The sequence below is a fragment of the Pseudomonas sp. 203-8 genome (genome assembly GCF_020708595.1).
Lineage (GTDB): Bacteria > Pseudomonadota > Gammaproteobacteria > Pseudomonadales > Pseudomonadaceae > Pseudomonas > Pseudomonas aeruginosa.
Genome location: NZ_JAJFDF010000024.1, coordinates 1 through 755, shown reverse-complemented (window position 1 = coordinate 755; position 755 = coordinate 1). Strand labels below are relative to the sequence as shown.

The 755-nt window shown below is 65.8% G+C and carries 1 pseudogene; it reads right to left on the bottom strand.

Going from position 1 to position 755, the window contains the following annotated elements:
* Positions 1–755 (bottom strand): annotated as a pseudogene (gene oprB, locus LJF27_RS30325) (carbohydrate porin OprB); the annotation flags it as partial.

Sequence of the window (755 nt, the reverse complement as noted above, 5' to 3'; positions counted from 1 at the left end):
CCCGAGCTGCTGGTAGTTGTCCACCACGTTGGTCGCCTTGTCGTGGACCGTCAGGTTGGCGAACAGGCTCAACCCGCGCGAGGCATCGCCGTTGTGCGAAGTGACCTGCTGCTGCGCCACCACCCACCAGCCATGCTTGCTGCCGCGCGACTTGAAGTCGTTGCCGGTCAGCCCCTGCGGCTGGCCGTCGACGTCGTCGTAGACGTCATCGGCCTTCGCCGTGCTGTAGTAGTAGCCCAGCCGGTACTCGCCCGGCAGTTGCTCGGCGCCGACCTTCGGCTGCCAGATCAGCTCCACCGGCAGCAACGCGCCCTTGGTCCCGCTGCCGCTCATCTTGAAGCCGTTGCCGGTCTCCAGGTTCGACGGGTTCTGCTCGTAGGCGCCGACCTGCACGTACCAGTCCGGCGCGAAGTTGTACTTCACCCGCAACGCCCACTGGCTGACCGGCCAGTTGTACCAGATGCTCCCCGCCCAGTTGCCCACCTGCGAGCCGCAGAAGGCCAGGTTCTGGAAATCGCAGGGGAAGCTGTTGAAGTCCTCGCCCTCGCCGAAACGGCCGAATTTCACGTCCAGCGCGCCGTCGAAGTACTGCTGCTTGAGCCACAGCTGGGTCAGCCGCCAGGTCTGCCCGCGGCCCCAGACCTCCTGCACCGAGCTGATGTGCCCGGCACGCGGGTCGCCGATGCGGTCGTTGGAAAGGTTCTTGCCGTTGCGCTCGGTGACGGTGAACTGGAACTCGGTAGCCTTCCAGCCGA